Origin of the sequence: Bradyrhizobium sp. th-b2, from assembly GCF_000426785.1 — a bacterium.
Taxonomy (GTDB): domain Bacteria; phylum Pseudomonadota; class Alphaproteobacteria; order Rhizobiales; family Xanthobacteraceae; genus Bradyrhizobium; species Bradyrhizobium septentrionale.
This window is the reverse complement of record NZ_AUGA01000008.1, coordinates 74,880-100,061: the sequence shown is the minus strand read 5'-3', so window position 1 is coordinate 100,061 and position 25,182 is coordinate 74,880. Positions and strand designations below refer to the sequence as shown.

Sequence of the window (25,182 nt, the reverse complement as noted above, 5' to 3'; positions counted from 1 at the left end):
AATAATCACTCGATAAACAAGCTTGACCTTTGAAGAGGGCGGCCCTCTAATCGGGCAAACCAAAATTGGGCCCGGGAGGCCACGCCCACATGAAAGCTGCGGCTTTCGCCTATGCCCGCGCGACCAGCGTCGTGAATGCGCTGGAATTGCTCGCTGCGCATGGCGACAAGGCGAAGGTTTTGTCGGGTGGTCAAAGCCTGATGCCGGCGATGAACCTGCGGCTCCTATCTCCGGACATTGTGGTCGATATCGGCGGCCTCGCCGAGTTGCGCGGCATCGCGGTGAAGGGAGATGTGCTGGTCATTGGTGCGTTGACCCGGCATGTCGACCTGCTCCATTCGCCGGAGGTTGCTCTGCATGCGCCGTTGTTGCGCGATGCCGTTGCCCATGTTGCTCATCCCGCAATTCGCAACCGCGGAACGATTGGCGGTAGCCTCGCCCATGCCGATCCTGCGTCTGAACTGCCCGCCTGCGTCGTAGCACTTGACGCCACGATTATCGTTCGCGGCCCGGCCGGCGAGCGCCGGATTGCTGCGACCGGGTTTTTCAAGGGAATCTACGAGACGGCACTGTCTCCGGAGGAGTTGCTTGTCGCAGTCGAGGTACCTGTCGCAGGCCAAGGCTCGACGTTCTTCTTTCAGGAGTACGCCCGGCGGCATGGCGACTATGCCATCGTTGGTCTCGCCGCTCGCGCTCTCGTCGCGGGTGGCAGGTTCTCCGATCTTCGGCTCGGCTTCTTTGCGGTTGGCGACCGGCCTTTGCTCGCGACCGTCGCCGACATGCTGATCAATGCGTCGGTTACTCCCGACTTGCTCGCAGAGGCTGCGACCGCGCTGGCCAATGAACTCGATCCACATGAGGATCAGCAGGCTAGCCCAGCCATGCGCCGACATCTCGCCACTGTCTTGCTCCGGCGTTGCGTGGCCGCATTACTCGCGCGACCTGACCTGGAAACGAGAGCAACCAAGTGAGCGCTCCGGTATCGATCTCGCTTCTGGTCAACGGCGAACCTATCGATGCCTTTGTCTTGCCGCGGCTCAACCTCGCTGATTTCCTCCGGGAGAACCTGAAGCTGACCGGCACTCACGTCGGTTGTGAGCACGGCGTCTGTGGCGCCTGTACTGTCCGGGTCGATGGCGAGATCGTTCGCTCCTGCCTGATGTTGACGGTCCAGGCGCAGGGGGCGTCGGTCGAGACAATCGAGGGGCTGTCCGACGGCGGAGAAGTCGCCGATCTTCAGGCTGCGTTTCGCGAGCGCAATGCATTGCAGTGCGGCTATTGCATGCCTGGCATGCTGATGACGGCGCAGGACTTGCTGAAGCAAGTGTCCGTGCCTGATCGTCAAGCGATCCGCGAGCATCTTTCCGGCAACTATTGCCGCTGCACTGGCTATCAGGCCATCGTGGACGCCGTGGAAGCGACGGCCAAAACGCGCGCGGGGCGGCGCGCATGACGGTGACCCGCGCGGCAACAAACACGCTTTCGGTGCTCGATCGCCCGAATTCCTACATCGGCAAGTCGGTGCCGCGTCCGAATCTCGACAGGCTACTGCAAGGGCGCGGACAATATGTCAGCGATCTGGAATTGCCGCGCATGGCGCACGTGGTCTTTCTGCGGTCGCCATATGCCCACGCCAAGATCGTGGCGATCGATGCCGCCGCGGCAAGGCGCATGTCGGGCGTCATTTCCATCGTCACCGGCCGTGAGCTTAAGGCTGTGATTACGCCCTGGGTCGGTGTGCTCTCGCATCTGAAGGGATTGAAGTCGGCGCCGCAGCACGCGATCGCGGTCGACCGGGTCTGCTGGCAGGGTGAGGCGGTGGCGGCGGTTGTGGCAACCAGTCGTGCGGCCGCTGAAGATGCCATGGAGCACATTACCGTCGACTACGAGGAGCTCGACGCGGTCACGGACATGCGCGCGGCACTCGATCCGGCCACTCCCGTCATTCACGCCTCGCTCGGTGACAATCTCGCCTTCGAACGGACCCTCAACGCCGGCGATGTCGACCTCGCATTGTCGGAGTCCGAGGTGGTCGAAGCCGACTTCGTGTTCGGGCGCCACACCGGCGTGACGCTTGAACCGCGGGCCGTCGTTGCCGACTGGAACGCAGCCGAGGCGCGGCTTACGATCTATCAGGGCACGCAGGCGCCCCACATGGTGCAGAACATCGCGGCCCTCCATCTCGGGTTGAGGGAAGCGCAGGTCCGGGTGGTTTGCAAGGATGTCGGCGGCTCGTTCGGCATCAAGGTCCATATCTACGCCGACGAAATGGCGACCTATGCGCTGTCCAAGCTGCTGCGCCGGCCGGTCAAGTTCGTGGCTGACCGCGTCGAGAGCTTCAACACGGACATCCACGCCCGCGATCATCGATGCAGGGGACGGATCGGCGTCAGACCGGACGGCACGATTACGGCTTTCGAGATCGACGATCTGACGGGGATCGGCCCCTATTCGATGTATCCGCGGACCAGCGCCATCGAGGCAAATCAGGTGGTCAATCTGGTCGGTGGACCATATGTCACCCCGAACTATCGGGCGCGGGCGCGGGTCGTTTTCCAGAACAAGAATGTGATGTGCCAGTACCGGGCGGTCGGACACCCGATCGCCTGTTCGGTGACCGAAGGCCTGGTCGATCTGGCCGCGGCAAAGATCGGCATGGACCCCGTCGAAATTCGCCGACGCAATCTGATCGCCGACGACGCCTATCCCTGCGCATCACCCTCGGGCATGAAGTTCGAGCAGCTCTCGCATCACGCCTCGCTGGCCAAGCTGCTCCAGATGATGGACTACGACGCGTTGCGTGCCGAACAAGCGGCCTTGCGTACCAGAAACGTTCACCGTGGCATCGGAATCGCCAGTTTCATTGAGGTTACCAATCCCAGCGCCGCCTTCTACGGCGTCGGCGGCGCGCGGATCTCGTCGCAGGACGGCGTCGCGGTTCGGCTCGACGCCCAGGGATCGGTGATCTGCCAGACCAGCATCACGGAGCAGGGGCAAGGGTCGGAATCGCTGACTGCCCAGATCGTCGGCAGCGTGCTTGGCGTTTCGATGGAGCGGGTCCGCGTGATCCTGGGCGACACCGACAACACGCCCTATGGCGGCGGTACGTGGGCCTCGCGCGGCGCCGGCATCGGCGGCGAAGCCGCGTTGCAGGCCGCCAAGGCTCTGCGCAAGAATATTCTCGACGTTGCTGCGGCCATCCTGCAATCGACGCCGGCCGGGCTCGATATCGTCAACAACAGCATCGTCAATGCCGACGACGGTGCGCCGCGCATCGAGCTGAATGAGCTGGCGCGGATCGTCTATTTTCGACCAGACACGCTCCCGCCAGGCATCCAGCCCGAGTTGATGGCGACCCGGCATTTCGTTCCACGCCAGTACCCCTTTGCGTTCACCAACGGCGTTCAGGCCTCGTGGCTCGAGGTCGATACCGAGACCGGGTTCGTTACGCTGCTCAAGCATTGGGTTGTCGAAGATTGCGGCACCATCATCAACCCGCAACTGGTCGACGAGCAGATCCGGGGCGGCGTCGTGCAGGGGCTCGGCTCGGCACTGTTCGAGAAGTGCATCTATGATGAACGCGGTCAGCTGACCAACGCCAATATGGCGGACTACCTGGTCCCGATGTCCGGTGAGATGCCCGATATCGAGATCGGCCACGTGGTCTCTCCGACGCTGGAATCGGAGCTGGGCGCCAAGGGGGCGGGCGAGGCGGGGACAGCCGGCGCGGCAGCTTGCGTGGCCAACGCGGTCAATGACGCGCTCCGGCCGTTCGGCGCAATAATTACCGAGATTCCGCTGACGCCTCAGGTTATCCTGACGGCCCTGGGACGAATCTGAGGTGGAGACGTTTCGGGCAAAGACAATACGATAAGCAAAACACAGACAGTTCTTGGGGAGGAATGGTCATGACGAACAAGGTCACCAAAGCTGGATCGATATCGCGGCGTCGTCTGCTGACGACGGCAAGTGCCGGCGCCGCTCTCGCCGTCTCGCCCTTTCGCATCAATCTACTGCAGGCCCAGGAAGCGCCGATCAAGATCGGTTTCCCGGTTCCCTTGACCGGCCCCTATGGCGCCGAGGCCCAGGACCAGGTCCGGGCGGGTCAGTTGGCCGTCGCGCAATTCAATGATGCCGGCGGTCTCAACGGCCGCAAGGCCGAGCTCGTCGTGCGCGATGACAAGCTCAATCCCGGTGAGGCGGCGACGCGGACATTGGAGCTGGTCGAGAAGGAGAAGGTGAATTTTGTCGTCGGAAGTCTCTCGGCGGCGGTTCAGCTTGCGATCAACAACGTCACCAAGGAGCGGGGCGTCATCTTCAATTCGATCAGCCAGTCCGACGCCATCAACGAGGTGGCCGACTTCAGCAAATACACATTCCACGAAGCGCTGAACCCGCACATGACGTCAGGTGCGGTCGGCCGCTACGCCTTCACCAAATTCGGCAAGAAGGTTGCGTTTCTCACGGCGGATTATGCCTACGGTCACGAGATGGTTCGCGGCTTCCTTGAGGTCGGCAAGGAGTTCAACATCGAGAACCTCGGTGACATCCGCCATCCGCTGGGAACGACCGATTTCTCGACCTTGTTGCCCCGTCTCCAGGCGCTGAAGCCCGATATCTTGTGCATCAGCAATTTCGGTCGGGACCAGCAAATCGCACTGAAGCAGGCAACCGATTTTGGCATCAAGAAATCGATCCAGATCATCGCGCCGCTGCTCTCGCATGCCAGTCGCGTTGCGGCGGGTCCGCAGGCATTCGAAGGCGTCGTCGGTGGCTGCTCGTTCTACTGGGGCATCGATGACAAGTTCGCCTCGACCAAGGCGTTCAACGATGCGTTCCGCAAGATGTATGACGGCAAGCTGCCCACCGATTACGGTGCGCTCGGCTATGGCGGGGTTCGGACCGTGCTCGAGGCGGTCAAGGGCGCCGGCAGCGTGGAGACCGACAAGGTCGTCGCTGCATTGGAGGCTCTGAAGTACGACTACTACAAGGGGCCGCAATACTATCGCAAATGCGATCACCAATCGGTGCAGTCGGTGCTCGTGATCAAGTCGAAGTCCAAGGACATGAAGAACGAATCCGATGTGTTCGAGGTTCTGTCGACCGAAGAACCCAACGAAAAGAACCTGCGTACCTGCGAGGCGCTCGGTCACAAGAGCTGAGCTCGTGCGGTGGCGCGCGCCGCGGGACGGTGCGCGCCATATTGGGGTGATGAGATGGCCGGCCTGAGCTTTGACCTGATTGCGCTGCAACTGTTTGCCGGGCTGGCGCTCGGCGCGATCTACGTGCTGTTTGCGATCGGCCTCTCGCTGATCTTCGGGATGTTGACGGTCGTCAACTTCGCCCATGGCGCCTTCTACATGGTCGGCGCCTATGTCGGCCTTTACCTGATCTCGATCGGCGGCAATTTCTGGATCTGCCTGGTGGCGGTGCCGCTCTTGGTCGGACTGTTCGGCCTTGTGGTTGAGCGCGTGCTGATCCGGCCGCTCTACGGCCGCGGCATCGACTATCCGCTGCTGCTCACCTTCGGGCTGAGTTACGTGATGGTCGAATGCGTGCGCATTGCCTTTGGCAAGACCGGTTATCCCTTTGACACGCCCGAGATCCTGCAGGGGGCGGTCAACATCGGTGTCGGCTATTTCCCGCTCTACCGCCTGTTTGTCATCGCGGCGACGGCCGTCGTCCTGCTGGCGCTCTGGTTGTTTCTGGAGAAGACCAGCTTCGGGCTCATTATCCGCGCCGGCGCGCGCGATCCACAGATCGTCCGCGTCCTTGGGGTTGATGTTTCCAGGGTCTGGCTGATCGTGTTCGGGATAGGTACCGCGATTGCGGGCTTGGCCGGGCTGTTGGCCGCCCCGCTGCAGGGCGTCATCCCGGAGATGGGCGGCACGATTCTCGCCGAAGCCTTCGTGGTGACCGTCGTCGGCGGAATGGGATCGATCGGCGGCGCCATATTGGCAGGCCTGCTGGTCGGTGTGGTGGTCAGCATGACCTCGCTGTTTGCACCAGAGATGGCCAAGGTTTCGATCTTTGCCCTGATGGCGATCGTGCTGATCGTTCGTCCCCAGGGCTTCTTCGGCCGCGCCGGATTGATGAGCTGAGCCAGGCATGACCGACGCCACCGAATCCATCAAACAGCCCGATACCACGACGGCCGGCTGGTACGAATTTGCAACGAAGCATCGCGCCAGCATCGCGGCCGTGGTGATCCTGGTTTTTCCGCTGGTGATGCCGTTCACGGCCCTGGCCGTGAACATCCTGATCTATGGGCTGTACGCCCTCGGCTTCAACCTCGTGTTTGGCTATCTGGGTCTGCTCTCGTTCGGTCATGCTGCGCTGCTTGGGACCGGTGCCTATGTCTGTGGCATCGCCATCGTGCACTTTGGCTGGCCATGGTATGCGGCCATCGCGGCGGGGGTCGCCGGCGGCCTGTTGATGGCGCTGTTGATCGGGGTACTCGCGATCAGAACCCGCGGCATCTACTTCGCCATGGTGACGATGGCGCTGTCGCAATGCGTCTACTACCTTTTCTATCAGGCGGTTGACCTGACCGGCGGCGAAAACGGCCTGCGCGGCATCAACGTCCGTACCATCGATCTGTTCGGCCTGCGGATTGATTTCATCAACCCGATGGTCCGCTACTACGTCATTGCGGCCTTCGTGATCGCTGCATTCTTCGTGATGTCGCGCATTCTCGCGTCGCCATTTGGGGCCGTCATTGAGGCCGTGCGCGAGAATGAGATGCGTGCCCGCGCGTCGGGCTATGACGTGACCCTGACCCGGTTGCTGACCTTCGTTTTGTCCGGTGGCTTCTGCGGCCTCGCGGGTGCCTTGCAGGCCCTGCATCTGTCGATCGTGCCGATCGAGATTTTGCACTACGAGACCTCGGGCCTCGTCGTGATGATCGCTCTGCTGGGCGGTATGCGGACATTCTTCGGGCCGATGATCGGCGCCGCGGTCTTCCTGGTGCTGGAGAACATCGTCTCCGTCTGGACCGTGCACTGGCAACTGATCGTTGGTGCCATCTTCATTGCATGCGTGCTGTTCTTCCCTGCCGGCATCTGGGGCACGCTGATCGCGCGGGGCAAGCGATGACCGCGGCGGCAGATCAGGCAGGGGAGATCATTCTGCGCACCAGGGGCGTCGGCAAGACGTTCGGCAAGTTTGTCGCGCTCAACAACATCTCGGCCGAATTTGCCAGAGGGGCGATCACCTCCATCATTGGTCCGAACGGGGCCGGAAAGAGCACCTATTTCAATCTGCTGTGCGGTGCCTTTCCGCCGTCGAATGGCGGCGTTGAGTTCGAGGGCAAGGATGTCACCGGTCTGCCGCAGCACCGCTTTGCTCACATGGGGATCGCAAAGTCATTCCAGATCACCAGCGTGTTTCCGCAGCTGACGACGCGTGAGAACATCCGCGTCGGTCTGCAGGCCCTGGTGTCCAGATACGACATCTGGCGCCCGCGCGCGCGGCTGACCGAACTGGTGGAGCGGGCGGACGAACTGCTTGCCCTGGTCGGGTTGTGGGAGTCCCGCGAACGCGCCGCCAAAACGCTGGCTCATGGCGAGCAGCGGGCGTTGGAAATCGGCATGGCGCTTGCCAGTCAGCCTCGCTTGCTGCTGCTGGACGAGCCGACGGCCGGCATGAGCCCGGAAGAAACCCGGACCATGATGGATCTCATCGTGAAGCTCGCAAAGGAACGTACGGTCATCCTCGTCGAGCACAAGATGAAACTCGTGCTCGGGATCAGCGATCGCATCCTCGTGTTGCACCATGGTGAACTTCTTGCCGAGGGAACTCCGCAGGAGGTCCGGCAGAACGAGGCCGTGAAGCGTGTCTATCTCGGCCAGCGGGAGCATTGAGGTGATGCTGCAGATCAGCAAGCTTAATGCCTGGTATGGCGCAAGCCACGCATTGCAGGACATCAATCTCGAGGTGGCTGGGGGCGAAATCGTCTGTCTGATCGGCCGCAACGGAGCCGGCAAGACGACGACGCTGAAATCGATCATGGGCTTGATGGGGCGGACGCGCGGCTCGGTCACCTTCAAGGGTGAAGAGCTGCTGCGCCAGCCGGCGCATGTTCGGTTCGCGCTGGGGCTTGCCTATGTTCCCGAAGAGCGGCGGATCGTGCAGGGGCTGTCCGTGCGGGAGAATTTGCGGCTCGGGCTGGTCGCATCGAAGCAGAAGAAGCGGGAGGCCGAGCTGATCGACGAGATCGCCGTGATATTCCCACGACTGGCCGAGCGCATGGATCAAGAGGCGGTCACGATGTCCGGTGGTGAGCAGCAGATGCTGGCGATCGCGCGGGCGATGATCGCCAAGCCCGACCTGATCATGCTGGATGAGCCCTCGGAGGGCATCATGCCGGTGCTGGTCGACGAGATGTTCGAGCTGTTCCGCAGCATGAAGGCACAGGGAACGACGGTGCTGCTGGTCGAGCAGAACGTCGAGCTGGCGCTGGGTATCGCGGATCGTGCCTATGTGCTGGACCAGGGATCCGTGGTGCATCAGGCATCTGCGCAGGCACTGCTGGCCGACAATGAGATCAAGGAGCGATATTGTTCGGTGTGAGCAGGCTCCCAGGCCGGCGCAGTTGCAACCGGCGCGGTCGCCATCTTACTCCGCGGCGCTTGCGATCTTTTCGGCTCTGCGATTGGTCACGACGACCTTGATCGCGTCGTCGACGCGATCCCGCGCATATCTGAGCGCCGTCGGCAGGTCAGCCAGCGGAAACGTGTGCGTGTGGATCCTGGTCGCGTCGAACCGCTTCGCTGCCATCAGTTCCATGGCGCGGTGGGTGGCGCTGCGGCCCTCGCCGCGGATGCCGTAGGCGTAGATGTTGTTTCGCACGAGATGTGCAATGTCCAGTGTTGCGGCCTCGTGCGGGAAGGCGGCCAGACAAATCCTGCCACCACGGTTGGTCATGTGAATCGCCTGGTTGAGTGTCGCTTCGGTGCCGGCACATTCGACGACATAGTCCGCACCGATCCCCCCTGTTAGTTGCCTCACAACCTCAACGGCGTCTTCGTCGTTGATGTTGATGACCCGATCGGCCCCCAATTCCCCGCCGATCGCCAACCGCTTGTTGCGTGTTCCCGTCAGGATGACCGGGCTTGCACCAAGCGCCTTGGCCACCGCCACCGCGAGCAGTCCGATCGGCCCGGGGCCGATCACCACGACGCTCTCGCCGGCAACCAATCCCCCCAATTCCGTCAAGCCATACATCGACGTACCGGCAGTCACGACCAGCGTCGCTTCCGCGTCGCTCATCGCATCAGGTACGCGCGCCAGCGTGTTGATGTGGTTCACCGCGTATTCGGCGAATCCGCCATCGGTCGTAAAGCCGTTGGCGCGGTGACCCTTCTCGGGTTTTCCATAGTTGAGACACGACGTGTACATGCCCTGGCGGCAGCGTTTGCATTGGCCGCAACCGGCGTGAATTTCCACGCTGACCCGCTCGCCGATCCTGAATTCGTCGACATCAGGGCCGAGCGCGGCGACCGTGCCCATGTATTCGTGGCCCGGCGTAAAGTTCTTGTTGAAGGGCAGGCCGCCCTGAATGCTCGCCGGCGACCCGGCATGGATGATCTCGAGATCCGTGGCGCAGATCGCAACCGCATCGATGCGGACCAGCACCTCGGCACGCGACGGGGCAGGCGTCGGCTTCTCGCTCAGGTGGAGCTGATCGGGGTCGCCAAGGACCCAAGCTTTCATGCGGTCGGGGACGGGAAGGTCGGGCGATGTCTTGACGCCGGGCGGCTGGTACATGGTCGCCTCCTCTTTTGCCTGGCAACCTAGCGCAAAACCGCCGGCGGCCGCGAGCAGCCGATGGTTGGCGTCTCGGCTCCGCCGTTTGCTGCACAGCAGCGGGCGCGTCGCAAAACCTTCATACGCGGACTATACTTGATCGCCCGGTTGATGTTGAAATCCTCATCGCATCCCGCCACACCGGAGCCTCCCATGAAAACCGTCCGCCTTGTCCTCGCGTTGCTGGCGTTGACGCTGATCGCGCCGTGGCAATCGGCCAGGGCGGCCGACGTGATCTGCTACAATTGCCCGCCGGAATGGGCAGATTGGGCCTCGATGCTGAAGGCGATCAAGGCCGACCTCAACTACGACATCCCGCACGACAACAAGAATTCCGGCCAGGCGCTGGCTCAGATCCTGGCTGAGAAGTCCAATCCGGTCGGCGATATCGGCTATTTCGGCGTCACCTTCGGCATGAAGGCCAAGGCTCAGGACGCGCTCGAGCCCTACAAGCCGGCGCATTGGGATCAGGTCCCCGCCGGCCTCAAGGATCCGGACGGCTATTGGACCACGATCCACTCCGGCACGCTCGGCCTGTTCGTCAACAAGGACGCACTTGGCGGCAAGCCGGTGCCGGCCTGCTGGAAGGACTTGTTGAAGCCCGACTACAAGGGGATGGTCGGCTACCTCGATCCGTCGTCGGCGGCCGTCGGCTATGTCGGCGCAGTCGCCGTCAATCTGGCGCTGGGCGGCTCGCCCAGCAATTTCGATCCCGCGATCGGCTTCTTCAAGGAGCTGCGCAAGAACGATCCGATCGTGCCGAAGCAGACGTCCTATGCCCGCGTCGTCTCGGGTGAGATGCCTATTCTGTTCGACTATGACTTCAACGCCTACCGCGCGAAATATTCGGAAAAGGGCAACTTCGAGTTTGTGATTCCCTGCGAGGGCTCGGTGGTGTTTCCCTATGTCGTCGGTCTCGTGAAGAACGCGCCCGACAAGGAGAAGGCCAAGAAGGTCATGGACTATCTCCTGTCCGACAAGGGCCAGGCGATCTGGACCAATGCCTATCTGCGTCCGGCCCGCCCGATCGAGCTGCCCGCTTCCGTGAAGGGCAAATTCCTCCCCGACAGCGACTACGCGCGCGCCAAGAGCGTCGACTGGGGCGAGATGGAAAACGTGCAAAAAGCCTTCGTCGACCGCTATCTCGCCGAGGTTCGCTGAGGCAATATGGTGCCCTTCGCCAGGGCACCAATCTTCCGATGTCGCAAAAGTCCTTTGTTTGGCTCTGTCTGCTGCCGCTTGCGGTGGTGACGACGGCATTCTTCCTGTTGCCGATGGCACGGCTAGTGATCGCAGGTGCAGAAGGGCCGCACGGGCTCGCCGGATATCTCGCGATCCTAGCGGAAGGCCGCTATCGCGCGACGTTGATCAACACCCTGCTTCTCGCGGCGGCAACCACAGTCGTGACGCTGATCGTGGCGACGATTGCCGGAATGTTTCTACAGCGGCACCGCTTTCCCGGGCGGGCCGTGCTGATCGCAATGCTGACCTTTCCGCTGGCGTTTCCCGGCGTGGTCGTCGGCTTCATGATCATTCTGCTGGCCGGACGACAGGGGCTGATCGGCGATCTCTCGAACAGGATCTTCGGCGAGAAGATCGTTTTCGCCTATTCGATCTACGGGCTTTTCCTGGGTTATCTCTATTTCTCGATCCCGCGCGTGATCCTCACCATCATGGCGGCCGTACAGAAGCTCGATGTCGGCCTGGAGGAAGCCGCGCGTTCGCTCGGCGCCAGCCCATGGGCGGTGCAGCGTGACGTCGTGCTGCCTGCGCTCGCGCCGGCTTTTGTCGCTTCCGGTGCGATCGCCTTTGCCACCGCGATGGGAGCCTTCGGGACCGCTTTCACGCTGGCGACGAATATCGACGTGCTGCCGATGCTGATCTACACCGAGTTCACGCTGGCCGCCAATTTCGCGACATCCGCGGCGTTGTCGGTGGGGCTTGGCCTGATCACCTGGCTCATCCTCGCGCTTGCCCGCACGTTCAGCGGCAGTGCGATCGCGGCGGCCGGGTGAACGCATGCGCGACCGCCTGATCTTCACCGGCCAGTTCATCTTCACGCTGCTCGTTGCCGCATTCCTGGTGGTGCCCGCGGGGCTTTCCATCTCTGCCGGCGTTACCGTCAATTACTTCCGAGGCATCCAATCCGGCGTGACCCTGCAATGGGTCGCGCAGGTCTGGGAGCTCTATGCCGGCACCATTCTGCTGTCCTTCGTGATTGCCTTCGCGACACTCGTGGTCACGCTGCTCGTCGGTGTTCCCGCGGCCTACGCGCTGCACGCGCGCGGCGGCCGGCTTGCCCGCATCGTCGAGGAGATCATCACGTTGCCGCTGGCGATCCCCGGACTTGCGATCGCGCTTGCACTGCTGCTCTCCTATGGGAGCTTTGGCGGCTTTCGCCGTTCCTGGCTGTTCATCCTGGTCGGCCACGTCACCTTCACCATGCCGTTCATGGTGCGGTCGGTCATGGCGGTGTTTGCCACCGTGGACATCAAGACGCTCGATGAAGGCGCCGCCTCGCTCGGCGCATCGCCGTGGCGGCGATTTTGCGATGTCATCGTGCCGAATGCCCTGCCGGGAATTCTGGCCGGCGCATTGATGGTGGTCACGCTGTCGCTCGGCGAATTCAACCTGACCTGGATGCTGCATACGCCGTTGACGAAGACGCTGCCGATCGGGCTCGCCGACAGCTACGCCTCGATGCGGCTCGAAGTGGCGTCGGCCTACACCCTGATCTTCTTCGTGATGATCATTCCGCTCCTGGTTGCGATGCAGCTGCTGGCCGACAGGGATCACAAGCGATGAGTATGGCCGGCCATGGCGCAGCGGTGCGGATTGAAAGCTGCGGCAAGACGTTTGCCGACGGCACCCGCGCCCTCGATCCCGCGACCCTCGACATTGCGCGCGGCGAGACGCTGGTGCTGCTCGGGCCATCCGGCTGCGGCAAGACCACGATGCTGCGCATCATTGCGGGCCTCGAGTTGCCCGATGCCGGCGGCAAGGTCCTGTTCGACGGCAAGGATATGACCTCGGTCCCGATCGAGCGGCGCAATGTCGGAATGGTGTTCCAGTCCTACGCCCTGTTCCCCAACATGACGGTGGCGGACAATATCGCCTACGGCCTGAAGATCCGCGGTGTCGCCAGGAGCGAGCGGGCCGCACGCGTCGCCGAGCTGGTTACGTTGACGAACATCACGGGATTGGAGAACCGCCGCATCGACCAGCTTTCGGGCGGCCAGCGTCAGCGCGTCGCATTGGCGCGTGCGGTTGCGATCCGGCCCGGCATCTTGCTGCTCGATGAGCCCTTGACCGCGCTTGACGCCGCCTTGCGGGACCGGCTGCGCAGCGAGCTCAACCGGCTGCTGCGCGCGCTCGGAATCACGACGATCTATGTCACGCATGACCAGTCCGAAGCGATGGAACTCGGTGATCGTATCGTGGTGATGCGGAAGGGCGCGATTGCCCAGATCGGAACGCCGCGCGAGGTCTACTTCGCGCCGAAGGATCGGTTTGTGGCGGAGTTCATCGGCGCGGCGAACATTGTGGAAGCTCCGATCGAGAACGGTGTATTGCTGCTGCCCGGCGGGCGATTGCCGATCGACGGTGGAGCGACGACTGCGAACTCAATTGTCATGATCCGTCCCGAAACCATCCGCGTGACGGAGACCGGCGCGGGAGCGGGGGTGCTCTCGGGCATTGTCGATTCCGTCAGCTTCATCGGCGACCGGCAGCGGATCGTCGTGAGTGGTGCATCGGGCAAGCCGCTCAATGTCGATGCGCCGAACACGATTCAAGCCAAAGTCGGCGACCGGATCGGACTTTCGATCGCGCCCGATGCTCTTCGTGTCCTGCCCTCCGAACCCTGAGCTCCATCGATGCCGTCGAAACCGGTCCTCGTCGCCCAAATATCCGACCTCCACATCAAGCCGCCCGGCGCGCTGGCCTATGGCCGGGTCGATACCGCCAAAGCGCTTGAACGCTGCGTGGCGGCGCTCGGCGCATTCGAGCCGGCGCCGGATTTCGTCGTCATCTCCGGCGACCTTGTGGATACGCCGTCCATCGAAGAATACGACTATCTCAAGCGATTGCTCGCGCCGCTCCGCCTGCCGTTAGCCGGCATTCCCGGCAATCACGACTCGCGGGAGTGGATGCGCGCAGCATTTCCCGCCGCGCCCTATGTTCACGCAACGGGACCGCTCGACCAGAAGATCGAGGTGAACGGCCTCGATCTCCTGCTGCTTGATTCAAGCGTGGCCGGGAAGCCGCATGGCCTGCTCGAAGCGTCGACGCTGCAATGGCTGGATGCGACGCTGGCGATCGCGGTCGACCGGCCGGCGCTGCTTTTCCTGCATCACCCGCCATTCAAGGGCGGGATCTGGCACATGGACCGCCAGGACCTCTTCAATGCCGAGGAACTGGCCGCAATCGTCAGGCGCCACCCGCGTGCGCAGTTGATCGCGTGCGGGCACGTCCACCGGGCCATGCTGACCACCCTTGCCGGCATTCCCGTGACAATATGTCCTGCGCCGAACCACGCGGTCGACCTGGATCTCGGACAGCTCCGAGAGCCGTCATTCAAGGTGGAACCGCCCGCGTTCCATCTGCACGCGTGGTTTCCGGGGCAGGGCTTTGGGCAGTTGGTCACGCATCAGGTCCCAATCGGTCAGTTCGACGGGCCGCATCCGTTCTTTGGGCCTGACGGCAAGCTGCTGTGAGCCGGCCGGGGTGCCGGCCGGCACTTAGGCGTTTCGCCACGCGGGATTTGCGTTGCTGGACCGGGTTTCCGGATCGGGTGGCGCTGTCGGGTACAATTGAGCGTTGCAACTAGGTGTTTATTTATTCCAAATTGTACTTTGAATCCCCTGCACGGACCTTTGTTGCTGTAGGTCCCCGGCGGGGTTATAGTCCCCTCCGCTTTCATTGATCGATGGCTTTGTCGGCGTCCGCTCTGGCGGCCGATTAAACGCAACACAATCAGTCTGGATGACAATGACCGGTGCGTCGCCCATAGAACGAATTGCCGGTGCGCCGTCGTTTCCGAACAACAAGCTTTCGGTGCTGCGCAAGCATCCCTATTTCTCCGATCTGGAGCCAGAGGCGTTCGATCAGCTCTGCCGCTACGCCAAGCACACCACGCTGAAGCGCGGGACGACGATCTTTTCCAAGGGCGATCCCGGCACGAGTTTGATCGCGGTGATTTCGGGCACGGTGAAGATCAGCATCTCATCGCCGGATGGTCGTAACGCTATCCTGAACCTGATCGAGGCAGGAGAGATATTCGGGGAGATCGCGCTGCTCGACGGCTTGTCGCGGACGGCCGATGCGACCGCCAACAGCAATTGTGAGCTGTTCGTCATCGACCGGCGCGAGTTCATTCCCTTCGTGCGCAGCCAGCCGACGCTCGCGATGAAGTTCATCGAACTGCTTTGCGAACGATTGCGCCGGACCAGTGACCAGGTCGAGCAAGTGATCCTGCAGGACTTGCCCGGTCGCCTGGCCAGCGCGCTGCTGCGCCTGAGTGACAAGCACAAGCGCGAGCCGCAGGGGCGCACCATCTCGATCACCCAGCAGGAGATCAGCGAGATGGTCGGCATGACGCGCGAGAGCATCAACAAGCAGCTCCGGGCGTGGGCGATACGCGGCTGGGTAAGGCTTGAGCATGGCGCGATCGTCGTGCTGAAGCCCGAGACGCTTCAGGCGCTGGTCGAGGCCGGAGCTGATGACGGCGAGTAGTCGCCGCGGCGGCCGACCAGTCAGCATGTCACGAAACGGTGAATTGGGCAGGCCCTGTGAAACCAATCACATCGGCCTTCCATGCATTGCGGTAAGTGACGCTTCGGGGAGCACACTATGGAGGAATCCATGCAGGGCTCTTTCGACAAGCGACGGCAGGACCCAGCGAGCAACTACCAGAGCTTCAGCATCAAGCTGATCGCTCTGCCGGTGCTCGTCATCGTTGCCTTGATCGGGATGCTGGTCAGTCGCCCGGCGGCGGTCAAATGGATATCGGACGCGGCGCAAGCCGAGTTCGCTGGAACTGATGCCATCTACGCCGATCCGGTACCCAACATCGCACAGCAGGCGCCAACGGCCCGGCCGGGCAACGAAATACGGACAGTGAAAGCTTACTGATCGTTGCTGCCGTCGTCGCGTGCCAAAGTCGCGCGCCAAGGTTCGCGTGCCAAGGCGCGATGTCGGCAATTCAGATCGTCCAACGCTCCGCTTCCATCCTCACGCGGCAACACCGAGCAGCTTTGCTGCGGTCTGGCCGAGAATATTGGCCTTGTCGTCGTCGCTCAGCGACGCGCACGCGAAGATGTGGTCGACCGGTGCCAGTTGCCAGGGATAGGGATAGTCGCTTCCCAGCACGATCTGGCCGGCGCCCACTTGGGTGGCCAGGTGCCGGATAGCTTCCGGCGTGAAGATCAAGGAGTCGAAATAGATCTGCTTGAGATATTCCGTCGGCGCTTTCTGGAGCTTGACGTCCGGGTTGCATCCCTTGGGGCCGACCAGGCAGGGATGGTCCGAGCGGTCGGCATAGGAGGGGAGGTAGCCGCCGCCATGCGCGGCGATGACCTTCAATCCCGGGAAGCGATCGAGCGTGCCCTCGAAGATCAGGTGAGAGAGCGCGATCGTGGTCTCGAGCGGATTGCCGATCGTGTTGCCGAGCCAGCCATTTCCGGAGAGCCGCTTGTTGAGCTCGGGCACGCCCTGCGGATGGATGAACAGGGGGACGCCGAGTTCCTCAGCCTTGGCCCACACCGGATGAAACCTGGAATCGGAGAATTCGACGCCGTTGACGCCGCCGCCGATCGCCGCACCCTTCAGGCCCTGCTTCCTGACCGCCGTCTCCAGCTCCTGCACGGCGAGATCAGGCGCCTGCAGCGTCAGCGAGGCGAAGGCCGCAAACCGCTCGGGCTTCGAAGCGCAGAGTTCGGCGAGCTTTTCATTCTGGATTTTCACGATCTGCCCGGCAAGCTCGCGATCGCGGTCGTACCAGTATGGATTGATCGACAGCACCTCCATATCGACCGCTTGCGCGTCCATCGCAGCCAGGCGCTTGTCGATCTCGACGAAGGCCTCAATGGCGCCGTTGACCGGCGGCAGTTGCAGTTTCCCGGCGTCAGCGCCGAGCAGGGCTCCCGCCTCGCGGAAGTGGCAATGCGAATGAATGTCGATCGTCTTGACGCGTTTGTCGCTGACGGAGACCGGCAATTTCTGGCGCGATTGCTGCGCGTTCGCGTTGTGCACGAGCCCGCAGCCGCAGAACACGATGCCGGCCGCCGCCGTTGCTCCCACCTTCAGGAAATCCCGCCTTGTAGCCATGACGATCGCCTCCCAAGTGTTGTTTTGTTATGGGGGCAGCCTAGTGATGCGCCTTGGCGGTCGCAAGACCACACGCTGTGCGTGTCGCGCAATGTTGATCTGCTCAGACCGGCTTGATCCCGGCCTTCGCGATGATGTCGCGCCATTTCGGCACTTCGTCCGCAATTCGCTTGCGCATGCCGTCGGGGCCGTTTGCCAGCACTTCGAAACCGTCATTGCGCAGCTGTTCAGCGATCTTCGGCGTCTTCAGGATCGCGATCGATTTCGCCGACAGCAGCGCGACGATGGAGGAGGGCGTATTTGTGGGCGCAAGAAACCCCTGGAAGGTGTCGGAGACGAAATCCTTGTAGCCGAGCTCGATCATGGTCGGCACGTCCTGTAAATCGAACCATCGATGGGTTCCAGTGATGGCCAGCGCTTTTAGCGCGCCCGACTCGATGTGCGAGTGGGCAGGTGGCAGCGCTGCAAACGCGACCTGGGTCGTTCCGCTCAGGATCGCCTGGATGGCTGGACCGGCGCCCGAGAACGGCACATGAGTGATCTGGATATTGCCAATGATCTTGAACAGCTCTCCGGCGAGATGCGGCGTCGTCCCGAGGCCTGGGCTCGCATAGTTCAGTTCGTCCGGATTGGCCCTGGCACGCGCGACCAGGTCGGCGACTGAATTGATCCCGAGCTTCGGATTGACCAGGATCACGTTGGGCGAGGTACCAAGCTCGGCAATTGGTGCAAAGTCTTTCGCCGGATCGTACGGGATCTTGGCGTAGAGGCCGGGATTGACGACATAGGCACTCGACGTGATCAGCAGCGTGTAGCCGTCTGCGTCGGCATGTGCCGCTATACCGATCCCGATATTGCCTCCGCCGCCCGGCCGGTTCTCGACCACGATGGTGCCGCCGAGCGCTTCGCCGAGGTGAGTACCGAGGATGCGGGCCATGATGTCGGTCGGCCCGCCCGGCGCGAACGGCACGATGACCTTGATCGGGCGTTCCGGATAGCCGGCCGCCCTGGCTTCGCCGGCGAGAGCCGCAACCGCGAGCACGCCACCGGCCTTCAAGACGGCACGACGCGAGGGCGAGGCTGGCCTGCTGCCCGTCATCGGATATGCCTCACCCGCCTCACGGCTCCTGCAGGCCGAACACCGCCACCGCGCGGATCGGCGATGCCGTCCCGTCGCGCCATTTCATCGGCAGGCCGATAAAGGTGAACTGCCCCTGGCCAAGCAGGGCCTCGAGATTGCACAGGCTTTCGATGTGGGTGATGTCGAGGTCGAGGCAGGCTTTGTGAACCAGCAGGTTCTCGTCGCTATCGGGACCCGGGCGCATCGAATCGATGCCGAAATGCACGATGCCTTGCTGCGCGAGCCACTCGGTGGCGGTGACATTCACGCCGGAATTGTCGGTCGAGTATTCCTTGCGCGGAAAGGTTCGCGCATGATGGCCGGTGCAGAGCAGGACGGTGCCGCCTTTCGGGATCGGCCGTCCGGCCGCCTTCACGGCGGCGTCGAGGTCGGATGGGGTGATCTCGGCACGCGGCGCAATATGGCGCAGGTCGAGACAGATGCCCGGCACGATGCATTTTTCCAGCGGATATTCGTTGATCGGGATGCCGCTCGGGCCGAAATGCCGGGGCGCATCGATATGGGTTCCGCCATGGTCCGGCATCGAGATGAACATCGATGCCAGCCCATAAACATTTCGCGAATCCGCAAGGGCTTCCGCGTGGTTCTTCCACATCCCGTGGATGATTGGCGGATGGCCGGGGTAGCTCGGCGTGCGGTGATAGAGCTCTCGGCTCAGGTCGACGATCCTCACGACGGGTGCACTTTCTTGACGGAGCTGGCGCAGGCGCGCTTCTACCCACAATGCTGACGCGTTTGCCGCGCTTGTGCAAGGTGTCGCTTGCCCTCAGTGCCGGACCTGAAGCAAATCGGGGAAGTGTTACATTTCCGGCATGCGTTGCCGAAGGGAGGGGTCATATGAAGGACTATCGCAAGCTGTTTGATCTCACCGGCAAGACCGCCGTGGTGTTGGGTGCGGCCTCGGGCATCGGCAAATCCTCGGCTGAGGCGCTGGCGTCGCTTGGTGCACGCGTGCTGTGTGCCGATCGGACGGTGGAAGGTGCGGAGGCAACCGCCGCGGCGATCCGGCAACAGGGCGGATCGGCGACGGCCAGCAGTTGCGATGCCGCTGATCGTGCTGATGTCGAGGCGCTGGCGGCGAAGGCGCTCGCGGAATTTCAGCGCATCGATATCGCGGTGACGACGCCGGGCCTGAATATCCGCAAGACCATCCTCGACTACACTGAGGAGGACCTCGACCGTGTCATCAACCTCAACATCAAGGGCACGGTCTGGTTCTTCCAGGCGTTCGGCCGCATCATGGTCAAGCAGCAAGGCGGCAGCCTGATTGCCTGTTCTTCGGTGCGCGCGGTGACCATCGAGCCGGGGCTTGCGGTCTATGGATCGACCAAGGCGGCGATCGGGCTGCTGGTCAAGGGCTTCGCGTCCGAGGTCGGCCGATCCGGCGTCCGGGTCAACGCGATCGCGCCGAGCATCGCGGAGACCGCGCTGACCGGCCCGTTCAAGCAGCGGCCCGACATCTACAATCTCTACGCCGGCCACACCGTGTTCAATCGCTGGAGCAGTGCCGATGAGGTCGCGACCGCCGTCGCTTACCTTGCATCGGATGCGGCGAGTTACGTCAGTGGCAGCACGCTGTTCGTCGACGGTGGCTGGACCGCAGTCGACGGGCCGCCGACCGGCCTCACGCAGTTGGCGCGCTAAAGCGTTTTCGAGCGAAGTGGATACCGGTCGCGTGCAGAAAACGCGTCAAAACTAGAATCTAGGCCCCGTTCCGATTCAATCGGAACGGGAAAGGCTCTAGGAGACGAAGCCCGCTTTGCTGCGCAGCTCCGATGCATCCGACGACGTCAGCAACGCGATCAGGCGTAGCCCCTGCGATGCAGAGGCTGCCTGCGTCGGAACGGCGGCCGTATACATGGTCGCAAGGTCGCATCCCGGCGGCAAGGTGCCCGACAGCACGACACCCTGGGTGCTGATGATTTCGGTCGATTGCGTGCAACCGAGCGGCCGCCGGTCATTGGTGGCAGCCAGATGCCGCATCGCGGTCGCGCCGTTGGGAAAGATCCTCAGCCGATCGGCAATATCGTCTGCAATGCCGAGCTCTGCGAGGACCTTGGCAACGTGAATTCCGGCCGTCGAGGCCTTGGTATCGGGCACGAAGATCGCGTCCGCAGCGAGCAGCGCCGCGCGCAGGCTCGCCGCATCCTTTGCGCTCACCGGCTGATCGCCCGCCCGGACCGCAAGCGCCGTTTCAACCCGGCCGATGTCGGCAATCGAACTGCGCAGGACCAGCCCTTCGTCGGCAAGCTTCGCGATCAGCGTGGCGGTGAGGATCACGATGTCGGTTGGAGCGCCGGCGCGCAATTTGTCGGCCATGGCGCCGACCGCGCCAAAATCGCCGGCAATACTGAGACCGGTTTCGGCTTCGAATGCCGGCGCGAGGCTGCGCACCAGGCCCTGCGCTGCGCCGCCGCTCAAGATGTTCAACGTCTTCATTCGCACTGTTCCTTCGCCGCAGTCTTTCCGCCGCGTGCCTATTGGTTCTTGTCCAGCCTTTTGACGACGTCTGCCCACTTCACGACATCGGCGCGCAGGAATCTGTCGAACTCGTCCGGCGTCATCGGCATCGGTACCGCGCCCTGCGCGGCCCAGAGCTTCTCGACCTCCGGCCGTCTGATCGCGGCGTTCACGGCCGTGTTGAGCTTGTCGATGATCGGCTTCGGCGTACCCGCTGGCGCCATCAAGCCGAGCCAGATCGTTGCCTCATAGCCGGGGACACCGGCCTCGATCACCGTTGGAACGTTGCGCAGCACCGCCGAACGAACCTTGCCGGTTGTCGCGAGCGCGCGTACCTGGTTTTCGGCAGCATTCGCCGCCATCGCCGGCACGGCGTCGATCATCATCTGGACCTGGCCGCCGATGACGCCGCTACGGGCTTCGCCGCTGTTGCGGTAGGGCACATGCACGACGTCGATCCCGGCCATGGCTTTGAACAACTCGCCGGCCATGTGATAGGGCGTGCCTTGACCCGACGAGGCGTAGTTCAGTTTTCCGGGCTGGGCTTTTGCGAGTGCAATGAACTCCTGCAGCGTCTTCGCTTGCACGGAAGGGTGGACCACGATCACGAGGTCGGAAGTGTTCAGGGACGCGATCGGCACGAGGTCGCGCATCAGCTCATATTTGCGCTGCGGCACCAGCGATTCATTCGCGGTCTGGGTGTTCGACATCATCAGCAGGGTGTAGCCGTCGGCTGGCGCCTTGGCGACCTCGAGCGTGCCGATCACGCCGCCGGCGCCGGTGCGGTTCTCCACCACGAAGGGCTGGCCGAGGTTTTCTTGCAAGATGCTGCCGATCTGTCGCGCGACGACGTCGGCCGGGCCGCCGGGACCGAAGGGAACGATGATCCTGACCGGCCGGGCAGGGTAGTCTTCGGCGTCAGCACGTGAGCCTGCCATCGACACGGTCAGCAGCGCCGCGACAAGCACCAAGGCGTACCGTAAGCCCGCCATTGATCCTCTCCCCCAACTTTAGTCTTGTTTCTTGGTTAGAAGTCTAGCTGCAACCTGAAGCATCTGTCGACGACAGACTCCGTCCTTGCGTATCGGAATATGAGCGGCTGGACGGTGTATCAACTTCGCCATCGTGTGCGGGGAATCATATGAGGAAACATCCTGGGCTATCGCGCCGCGCCATGCTGAAGGGCTCGGGCGCTGTGCTGGCAGGGGCCGCTTTTTCAACGCGCGTGATGGCCGCTGCGCCACCCGCCGAACCGGTCACGCCGACGCTGATCGAGGCGGCGAGGAAAGAGGGCCAGGTCGTCTACTACACCTCGACCGATCTGCCGGTCGCCGAGAAGCTGGCAAGGGCGTTCGAAGCGAAATATCCAGGGATCACCGTGCGTGTCGAGCGCACCGGCGCGGAGCGTGTGTTCCAGCGGGTCGGCCAGGAATATTCCAGCAACATTCATGCGGTCGACGTCGTCAACTCCTCCGACGCGGCACATTTCATCGTGTGGAAGCGCGACGGCATTCTGACGCCCTATGTTCCGGAGGAGGTCGCAAGATACTATCCGGACGAGCATCGCGATCCCGACGGCCAGTTCGCAAGCTTCCGGGTCTGGCTGTCGATCATTGCCTACAACACCAATCTGGTGAAGGCCGAGGAGGCGCCGAAGAGCTTTGCCGATCTGCTCGACCCGAAATGGAAGGGCAAGATCGTCAAGGCGCATCCCGGCTATAGCGGCACCATCATGACTGCGACCTATCAGATGCAGCGCGACCTCGGCTGGAGCTTTTTCGAGCAACTCGCAAAGCAGAACATCATGCAGGTGCAGTCCTCCACCGATCCGCCGAAGAAGCTCGATCTCGGCGAGCGCGCCGTGATGGCTGACGGCAACGAGTACAACATCTTTCAGATGAAGGAGGCCAGCCGCCCGGTCGAGCCGGTCTACGCCACCGAAGGGTCGCCGCTCATTGTCGGCCCGAACGGGATCTTCAAGGATTGCCCGCATCCGAACGCCGCAAGGCTGTTTCAATCGTTCGCGCTCGGGCGCGAGGGGCAGCAACTCAACATCGAGATCGGCGGCTTGCGCTCGGTCCACGCGCAGGCCCAGGAGAAGGCGGGCCGCAAGCCGCTGAAGGACATCAAGACGATGAAGGACGATCCCGCGGCGGTGGAGCGCGAAGGGGAATCGATCAAATCGCGCTACATCCGCATCTTCCGCGTTTGACGGACGGCGTGGGCTCGATAGCCGAGCATTTGGGCGGCTGTCGCATGCCATATGCGCGGTTTTCGCCGAGACTGGGTCAATAATGCCCCTCGGCGGAGGGGACATTTGATGTTACCAATTTGGCCATGAACCAGCATGCCAAGGTCGACATCCGCCATTCCACCTGTCCGCACGACTGCCCCTCGGCATGTGCGCTCGACGTCGAGGTGATCGACGGACGTTCGATCGGCAGGGTACGCGGCTCCAAGCAGCAGACCTACACCGCCGGCGTGGTCTGCGCCAAGGTCGCGCGCTATGCCGAGCGGATTCATCATGCCGAACGGTTGACGTATCCGCTGCGCCGGACCGGGCCGAAGGGCTCCGGGCAGTTCACGCGGATCTCCTGGGATGAGGCGCTGGACGAGATCGCCGCGCGTTTCGATGCCGCCGAGCGGGAGTTCGGGGCCCAGTCGGTCTGGCCCTACTATTACGCCGGCACCATGGGGCTGGTGATGCGCGACGGCCTCAACCGGCTGTCGCATGTGAAGAAGTATTCGCGCTTCTACGGCACGATCTGCGCAACCATCGCGCGCATCGGCTTTGCGGCCGGGACCGGCAAGATCGCCGGCGTCGATCCCCGCGAGATGGGCGTCTCCGACCTCGTCGTGATCTGGGGCACTAATCCGGTCAACACCCAGGTCAACGTGATGACGCATGCATCGCGGGCGCGGAAGGAGCGTGGCGCGAAGATTGCGGCGGTCGACGTTTACAACAACGAGACCATGAAGCAGGCCGACATCAAGATCCTGCTGCGGCCGGGAACCGATGGCGCCTTCGCCTGCGCCGTGATGCACGTGCTGTTCCGCGAAGGGTTTGCCGATCGCGATTATCTCGCGCGCTATACCGATTGCCCCGACGAACTGGAAGCGCATCTGAAGACCAAGACGCCGGAATGGGCGTCGGAAATCTCGGGCGTGCCGGTCGAGGAGATCGAGGCATTCGCGCGGCTGGTCGGGACCACCAAGCGCTCCTTCTTCCGTCTTGGCTACGGCTTTACCCGCAGCCGCAACGGCGCCGCGCAGATGCACGCCGCGACGTGCATTCCCGCGGTCACCGGCGCCTGGCAGTATGAGGGCGGCGGCGCCTTCTTCAACAATGCCGGCATCTGGCGCTTCGACGAGTCGATCATCGAAGGCCACGACGCGATCGATCCCTCTACGCGCGTGCTCGATCAGTCGAAGATCGGCCGCATCCTCACCGGCGATGCTGAGGCGCTGCGCGGCGGCGGGCCGGTCAAGGCGATGCTGATCCAGAACACCAATCCGATGACGGTCGCGCCCGAGCAGGCGCTGGTGCGCCAGGGCTTTGCCCGCGAGGATCTATTCGTCGCGGTGCACGAGCAGTTCATGACCGAGACCGCCCAGATGGCCGATATCGTGCTGCCGGCGACGATGTTCATGGAGCACGATGATCTCTATTACGGTGGCGGCCATCAGCACATTTCGGTCGGTCCCAAGCTGATCGACCCGCCCGGCGAATGCCGCTCCAACCACGAGGTGATGCAGGGGCTCGGCCGTCGGCTCAATGCCGTGCATCCCGGTTTCGACATGACGCCGCGCCAGCTGATAGACGCAACTTTGAAGAAGAGCGGGCACGGCGATATCGAGGCGCTGGAAGCCGATTTGTGGCGCGATCTGCAGCCGGATTTCCGCACCTCGCATTATCTCGATGGATTCGCCCATGCCGACAAGAAGTTCCACTTCAAGGTCGATTGGGGCAAAGTCCCGGTCGGTACCGGTGGACTGATGGGGGCATGGGACAAGATGCCCTCGCTGCCCGACCACTGGAGGATCATCGAGGAGGCGGACGCGCAGCACCCGTTCCGTCTCGCGACATCACCGTCGCGCAGCTTCCTCAACACCAGCTTCAACGAAACGCCGTCGTCGCAGGCCCGCGAGGGCGCGCCGACCGTGATGATTCACCCCGACGATGCGGCTGCGCTGTCGATCGCCGACGGGGAGGCCGTCACGCTCGGCAACATGCGCGGCGAGACCACGCTGACCGCGAAGCTGTTCGATGGCGTTCGCCGCGGCGTGCTGATCGCCGAATCGATCCACCCGAACAAGTCCCACATCGGTGGCCGCGGCATCAACATGCTGACCGGGGCCGAGGCCGTCGCACCGCTTGGTGGCGCCGCGTTCCACGACAACAAGGTCTGGATCAGGAAGGCGTCGGCCGCCGGCTAAATCCTGCTTGC

The 25,182-nt window shown here is 62.9% G+C and carries 24 protein-coding genes; 18 read left to right on the top strand and 6 right to left on the bottom strand.

All coding sequences use genetic code 11. The features are described from left to right. Window positions 1–89 precede the first annotated feature (89 nt). The 8 genes from K359_RS0114410 to K359_RS0114375 all read left to right on the top strand — a co-directional run bounded on the left by K359_RS0114410 (window position 90) and on the right by K359_RS0114375 (window position 8,571). Window positions 90–971 (top strand): xanthine dehydrogenase family protein subunit M, encoded by an 882-nt coding sequence (locus K359_RS0114410; protein WP_029079986.1) that lies wholly within the window; start codon window positions 90–92, stop codon window positions 969–971. Next, complete coding sequence (locus K359_RS0114405) at window positions 968–1,453, top strand: (2Fe-2S)-binding protein (protein ID WP_029079985.1); 486 nt, start codon at window positions 968–970, stop codon at window positions 1,451–1,453. The genes K359_RS0114410 and K359_RS0114405 overlap by 4 nt, the downstream gene beginning before the upstream one ends. Beyond that, entirely contained in the window at window positions 1,450–3,840 is a 2,391-nt protein-coding gene (locus K359_RS0114400; protein WP_029079984.1) for a xanthine dehydrogenase family protein molybdopterin-binding subunit, read from the top strand. Before K359_RS0114405 ends, K359_RS0114400 begins: the two co-directional genes overlap by 4 nt. Window positions 3,841–3,908: 68 nt before the next feature. Then, window positions 3,909–5,162: an ABC transporter substrate-binding protein gene (locus K359_RS0114395; RefSeq protein ID WP_029079983.1), complete on the top strand. Its 1,254-nt coding sequence runs from the start codon at window positions 3,909–3,911 to the stop codon at window positions 5,160–5,162. Between the two features lie 54 nt (window positions 5,163–5,216). Continuing rightward, window positions 5,217–6,101 (top strand): branched-chain amino acid ABC transporter permease, encoded by an 885-nt coding sequence (locus K359_RS0114390; protein ID WP_035976572.1) that lies wholly within the window; start codon window positions 5,217–5,219, stop codon window positions 6,099–6,101. A 7-nt stretch (window positions 6,102–6,108) separates the two neighbouring features. Then, on the top strand, window positions 6,109–7,095 hold the full coding sequence (locus tag K359_RS0114385) for a branched-chain amino acid ABC transporter permease (protein WP_029079981.1): 987 nt from the start codon (window positions 6,109–6,111) through the stop codon (window positions 7,093–7,095). Continuing rightward, window positions 7,092–7,862, top strand: a complete 771-nt coding sequence (locus K359_RS0114380; protein WP_029079980.1) for an ABC transporter ATP-binding protein — start codon at window positions 7,092–7,094, stop codon at window positions 7,860–7,862. Before K359_RS0114385 ends, K359_RS0114380 begins: the two co-directional genes overlap by 4 nt. Window positions 7,863–7,866: 4 nt before the next feature. Next, the gene (locus tag K359_RS0114375; protein ID WP_029079979.1) at window positions 7,867–8,571 is read left to right on the top strand and encodes an ABC transporter ATP-binding protein; all 705 of its coding nucleotides are present in this window, start codon (window positions 7,867–7,869) and stop codon (window positions 8,569–8,571) included. A 45-nt stretch (window positions 8,572–8,616) separates the two neighbouring features. Here the strand turns inward: K359_RS0114375 and K359_RS0114370 are convergent, their stop codons facing one another. Further along, complete coding sequence (locus K359_RS0114370) at window positions 8,617–9,768, bottom strand: zinc-binding dehydrogenase (RefSeq protein WP_029079978.1); 1,152 nt, start codon at window positions 9,766–9,768, stop codon at window positions 8,617–8,619. A gap of 192 nt (window positions 9,769–9,960) precedes the next feature. Here K359_RS0114370 and K359_RS0114365 point away from each other — a divergent pair, with 192 nt between their 5' ends. The 7 genes from K359_RS0114365 to K359_RS0114335 all read left to right on the top strand — a co-directional run bounded on the left by K359_RS0114365 (window position 9,961) and on the right by K359_RS0114335 (window position 15,939). After that, on the top strand, window positions 9,961–10,968 hold the full coding sequence (locus K359_RS0114365) for an ABC transporter substrate-binding protein (RefSeq protein ID WP_029079977.1): 1,008 nt from the start codon (window positions 9,961–9,963) through the stop codon (window positions 10,966–10,968). Between the two features lie 38 nt (window positions 10,969–11,006). After that, window positions 11,007–11,822 (top strand): ABC transporter permease, encoded by an 816-nt coding sequence (locus tag K359_RS0114360; RefSeq protein ID WP_029079976.1) that lies wholly within the window; start codon window positions 11,007–11,009, stop codon window positions 11,820–11,822. 4 nt (window positions 11,823–11,826) lie between these two features. Beyond that, window positions 11,827–12,612 carry an ABC transporter permease gene (locus K359_RS0114355; protein WP_029079975.1) on the top strand — a complete coding sequence of 262 codons (786 nt, stop codon included), beginning with the start codon at window positions 11,827–11,829 and terminating at the stop codon, window positions 12,610–12,612. Further along, a complete protein-coding gene (locus tag K359_RS0114350; RefSeq protein ID WP_029079974.1) occupies window positions 12,609–13,673 on the top strand; it encodes an ABC transporter ATP-binding protein in 1,065 nt (354 codons plus the stop codon). Before K359_RS0114355 ends, K359_RS0114350 begins: the two co-directional genes overlap by 4 nt. Before the next feature lie 9 nt (window positions 13,674–13,682). Next, a complete protein-coding gene (locus K359_RS0114345; protein ID WP_029079973.1) occupies window positions 13,683–14,522 on the top strand; it encodes a phosphodiesterase in 840 nt (279 codons plus the stop codon). A gap of 274 nt (window positions 14,523–14,796) precedes the next feature. Then, complete coding sequence (locus K359_RS0114340; protein WP_051346129.1) at window positions 14,797–15,540, top strand: Crp/Fnr family transcriptional regulator; 744 nt, start codon at window positions 14,797–14,799, stop codon at window positions 15,538–15,540. Window positions 15,541–15,669: 129 nt separating this feature from the next. After that, the gene (locus K359_RS0114335; RefSeq protein ID WP_245284603.1) at window positions 15,670–15,939 is read left to right on the top strand and encodes a hypothetical protein; all 270 of its coding nucleotides are present in this window, start codon (window positions 15,670–15,672) and stop codon (window positions 15,937–15,939) included. A 99-nt stretch (window positions 15,940–16,038) separates the two neighbouring features. Here K359_RS0114335 and K359_RS0114330 read toward each other — a convergent pair whose 3' ends face one another. The 3 genes from K359_RS0114330 to K359_RS0114320 form a co-directional block, all read right to left on the bottom strand. After that, window positions 16,039–17,133, bottom strand: coding sequence for an amidohydrolase family protein (locus K359_RS0114330; RefSeq protein WP_029079970.1), 1,095 nt, complete (start codon window positions 17,131–17,133; stop codon window positions 16,039–16,041). Between the two features lie 103 nt (window positions 17,134–17,236). After that, a complete protein-coding gene (locus K359_RS0114325) occupies window positions 17,237–18,232 on the bottom strand; it encodes a tripartite tricarboxylate transporter substrate binding protein (protein ID WP_035976569.1) in 996 nt (331 codons plus the stop codon). 19 nt (window positions 18,233–18,251) lie between these two features. Beyond that, window positions 18,252–18,947, bottom strand: a complete 696-nt coding sequence (locus K359_RS0114320; protein WP_029079968.1) for a cyclase family protein — start codon at window positions 18,945–18,947, stop codon at window positions 18,252–18,254. Window positions 18,948–19,111: 164 nt separating this feature from the next. Between K359_RS0114320 and K359_RS0114315 the strand changes: the two genes are divergently transcribed. Then, complete coding sequence (locus K359_RS0114315; RefSeq protein ID WP_029079967.1) at window positions 19,112–19,918, top strand: SDR family NAD(P)-dependent oxidoreductase; 807 nt, start codon at window positions 19,112–19,114, stop codon at window positions 19,916–19,918. A gap of 96 nt (window positions 19,919–20,014) precedes the next feature. Here the strand turns inward: K359_RS0114315 and K359_RS0114310 are convergent, their stop codons facing one another. Both K359_RS0114310 and K359_RS0114305 read right to left on the bottom strand, forming a co-directional pair. Next, window positions 20,015–20,713, bottom strand: a complete 699-nt coding sequence (locus K359_RS0114310; protein WP_029079966.1) for a substrate-binding domain-containing protein — start codon at window positions 20,711–20,713, stop codon at window positions 20,015–20,017. Window positions 20,714–20,751: 38 nt separating this feature from the next. Then, window positions 20,752–21,726 (bottom strand): tripartite tricarboxylate transporter substrate binding protein, encoded by a 975-nt coding sequence (locus tag K359_RS0114305; RefSeq protein WP_029079965.1) that lies wholly within the window; start codon window positions 21,724–21,726, stop codon window positions 20,752–20,754. 149 nt (window positions 21,727–21,875) lie between these two features. Here K359_RS0114305 and K359_RS0114300 point away from each other — a divergent pair, with 149 nt between their 5' ends. Both K359_RS0114300 and K359_RS0114295 read left to right on the top strand, forming a co-directional pair. Continuing rightward, window positions 21,876–22,946 (top strand): ABC transporter substrate-binding protein, encoded by a 1,071-nt coding sequence (locus tag K359_RS0114300; protein ID WP_029079964.1) that lies wholly within the window; start codon window positions 21,876–21,878, stop codon window positions 22,944–22,946. 125 nt (window positions 22,947–23,071) lie between these two features. Beyond that, window positions 23,072–25,171, top strand: coding sequence for a molybdopterin oxidoreductase family protein (locus K359_RS0114295; protein ID WP_029079963.1), 2,100 nt, complete (start codon window positions 23,072–23,074; stop codon window positions 25,169–25,171). Window positions 25,172–25,182: the final 11 nt, after the last annotated feature.